The sequence below is a fragment of the Streptomyces apricus genome (genome assembly GCF_008369065.1).
Taxonomy (GTDB): domain Bacteria; phylum Actinomycetota; class Actinomycetes; order Streptomycetales; family Streptomycetaceae; genus Streptomyces; species Streptomyces apricus.
Genome location: NZ_VDFC01000046.1, coordinates 420,907 through 424,456, shown reverse-complemented (window position 1 = coordinate 424,456; position 3,550 = coordinate 420,907). Strand labels below are relative to the sequence as shown.

2 protein-coding genes are annotated in these 3,550 nt (G+C 72.5%); both read left to right on the top strand.

Going from position 1 to position 3,550, the window contains the following annotated elements; all coding sequences use genetic code 11:
* The first annotated feature begins 103 nt into the window (after positions 1–103).
* Complete coding sequence (locus FGF04_RS21990; protein ID WP_149513020.1) at positions 104–1,576, top strand: alkaline phosphatase PhoX; 1,473 nt, start codon at positions 104–106, stop codon at positions 1,574–1,576.
* Between the two features lie 366 nt (positions 1,577–1,942).
* Positions 1,943–3,550 (top strand): TROVE domain-containing protein (locus FGF04_RS21985; RefSeq protein WP_149513770.1); only part of this gene is annotated, 1,608 nt, incomplete at its 3' end.

Genomic DNA, 3,550 nt, shown 5'->3' with positions numbered 1-3,550 from the left:
CGGACGGCGTTCAACCGGTGTTCAGGAACGGGCGGGACGGTGTGGCCGACAGCCGCGTCCTCCGCCCGCCCGCGCGGCACACTCCACCGTCACAGGAGACAGCATGTCGCTCACCCGCAGGGACTTCGCCAGACGATCCGCGGTCACCGGTGCCGGTGTCGCCCTGACCGGCAGCGTCGGCACGCTCGCCACCGCGCCCGGCGCCCTCGCGTCCACGGACACCGAGACCGCGGGGGACGACGACCGGCAGGACGGCGGCCGGCACGAAGACCGGCACGGCGGAGCCGTCGGCTACGGGCCGCTGGTGCCCGACCCGAAGGGCGTCCTCGCGCTCCCCGCCGGGTTCTCGTACCGCGTCATCACGTACAGCGGGAGGACGAAGCTGGAGTCGGGCGAGTTCACGCCCTCCAACCACGACGGCACGGCCACCTTCGACGGCCCGCGCGGCACGACCCTCCTCGTCAACAACCACGAGCTCAAGGGCCCGCGCGCCAACTGGGAGCACCCGGTGCCGCTGGCCGAGGGCCTCGTCTACGACCCGGCCGCGGCCGGCGGCTGCACGGTCGTCGAGGTGCGCCCCGGCGGCGGCGTCGCCGAATGGGTGGGCATCGCGGGCACCTCCACCAACTGCGCGGGCGGCAGCACCCCCTGGGGCACCTGGCTCACCTGCGAGGAGAACTCCGACCGGGCCGGCGAGAACGGCATGACCAAGGACCACGGCTACGTCTTCGAGGTCGACCCGGCCGACCGCCGCGCCAACCGCGACCCCAGGCCGCTGAAGTTCTTCGGCCGCTACGACCACGAGGCCGTCGTCATCGACCCGAAGCGCGGCCACGCCTACCTCACCGAGGACGACTCCGAGCCCAACGGCCTGTTCTTCCGCTGGAAGCCCCCGCACGGCTTCACCCACGGCCGCGGGAAGTTCCGTACGCTCGCCGACGACGCCGGTGTGCTCCAGGCGCCCAAGTGCTACGACTCCGGCGGCCGTTACGTCGACGACCTGTCCCGCGCCACGCGGATCGGCACCGTGTACGGGGTCGACTGGGTCGACGTGCCCGACCGGGACGGGCGGACCGTGCCCGTGCGCGAGCAGTTCGACACCGGCGAGGTCACCCGCGCCCGCAAGCTCGAAGGCATGTGGTGGGGCGACGGCGGCGCGTACATCGTGTCCTCGTACGCCCGCGAGGAGAGCCCGGTGCAGCACGACGGGCAGGTCTGGTTCTACGACCCCAAGCGGCGCACGCTGACCCTGAAGGTGCTCCTCGGCGTGAACCCCGACCCGTCCGAGGACGGTGCCTTCGACGGCCCCGACAACATCACCGTCTCCCCGTACGGCGGCCTCGTCATCGCCGAGGACGGCGAGGGCGTCTCGCACCTCTTCGGCGCGACGGAGAGCGGCCGGACCTATCCCATCGCCCGCAACGACCTGAACATCGGCACCGAGGACGAGCCCGAGTTCAGCGAGTTCACCGGCGTCACCTTCTCGCCCGACGGAAAGACCCTGTACGCCAACATTCAGGTGCCGGGCATCATGGTCGCGATCAAAGGCCCCTGGAAGCGCCAGAAGCGCCGCTGAATTCCGGCCCCACGACGGGAATTAATTCGTTCGCCCGGCCCGCGGCACGCCTCCTAGAGTGAACGACGTGCACCTCCCGGTGCGCAGGTCACGGTTACTTCTCTGCAAAAGAATCCACACCGTGACCGATTTGATCTCGGGAGGCGCAGCAGATGGTGCGTGCCCGGTGCGCAGGCAGCGGTTACTTCGGGACGTGGTGGGAGACCGTGCGGGTTCGAATCCCGTCGTCGGTTCGGCCGACGTGGCGGAACAGGAAGACGCGCCAGGTGATAAGTCCGCCGCCGACCCTTGAACTCGGGCACGCTCCATTTGCTGCGCCTCCCCGCGAAATGTTCGTTCAGGAGCATGGATTCGGGGGAATTCATCATGACGCGGTTCAACAAGAAGACGGCGAAGGCGCAGGGCACCTCGCGGGTCACCTCCACGGGGCGGGTGCTGCGGACGTACGAGGGCGGGCGCGGCGCCGAGCGCGACCCGCGCTCCGAGCTCTTCCTGCTGTCGATCGCCAACTTCGTCGCCCGGAAGACCTTCTACGAGGACGGGCAGGCGCGCGACGACCGGTTCGCCGCGCTCGTGCGGCGGCTCGCCGTCGCCGACCCGTCGTGGACGGCCGCCCTGCTCGGCTGGCTGCGCGGCGAGGGCAACATGCGGACCGCGTCGATCGTGGGCGCCGCCGAGTACGTCAAGGCGCGCCTCGACGCGGGCGCCACGGACGGTCCGTCGAACCGGCAGGTCGTCGCCTCCGTGCTGCGGCGCCCCGACGAGCCCGGCGAACTGCTCGCGTACTGGACCGCGCGCTACGGCCGCGCCGTGCCCAAGCCCGTGAAGCGGGGCATCGCCGACGCCGTGCGGCGGCTCTACGGCAGCAGGTCGCTGCTGAAGTACGACACGGCGTCCAGGGGCTACCGCTTCGGCGACGTCCTCAACCTCGTGCACGCGGCGCCCGACCCCGGGAAGCCGTGGCAGGGCGAGCTGTTCCGGTACGCCCTGGACCGCCGGCACCACCCGGAGACCGCCGTGCCGCCCGCGTCCGACCGCGTGCTCACCGCGCACCGCGAGCTGATGGCGGTGCCGCCTGAGCGGCGGCGTGCGGTCGTGACGTCCGAGGGCGGTGCCGAGCGGCTCGCGGAGGCCGGGGTGACCTGGGAGGCGCTGGCCGGGTGGCTGCAGGGGCCGATGGACGCCGCGGCGTGGGAGGCCGTGATTCCGTCCATGGGCGCGATGGCGCTCGTGAGGAACCTCCGGAACTTCGACGAGGCCGGGGTCTCGGACGAGGTGGCCGCGCGGGTCGCCGCGCGGATCGCCGATCCGGCGGAGGTCGCGCGCTCGCGGCAGTTCCCGTTCCGCTACCTCGCCGCGTACCGGCACGCGCCGTCGCTGCGGTGGGCGTACCCGCTGGAGCAGGCGCTCGGGCACTCGCTGGCCAACGTGCCCGCGCTGGGCGGGCGCACACTCGTGCTCGTCGACCGGTCCGGGTCGATGTTCTACTCGCGGATGTCCGACCGCTCCGAGCTCAGCCGGGCCGACGCGGCGGCCGTCTTCGGCGCGGCGCTCGCGCTGCGGGCCGAGAAGGCGGACCTCGTCGAGTTCGGCACCGGCAGCGACGCGGTGCGGTTCCGGCGCGGGGAGTCCGTGCTGAAGGTCCTGGAGCGGTTCGGGGACCTCGGGGGGACGAACACCAGCGAGGCCGTGCGCCGGCACTACCGGAAGCACGACCGGGTGCTGATCGTGACCGACGAGCAGGCCGCGTACAGCTCCTACGGGGACCCGGCCGCGCAGGTGCCGGCGCACGTGCCGGTGTACACGTGGAACCTCGCGGGGTACCGGGCCGGGCACGCGCCGTCGGGGGCCGGAGCGGGGAACCGGCACACGTTCGGGGGCCTCTCCGACGCGGCCTTCCGGATGGTCCCGCTCCTGGAGGCGGCCCGGGACGCCGCCTGGCCCTGGGAGGGGCCGGAGATGTCGGCCACGGGG

Coding starts and splice junctions, on each gene's coding strand:
- FGF04_RS21990 (WP_149513020.1), top strand. CDS start 104: ATGTCGCTCACCCGCAGGGACTTCGCCAGACGATCCGCGGTCACCGGT.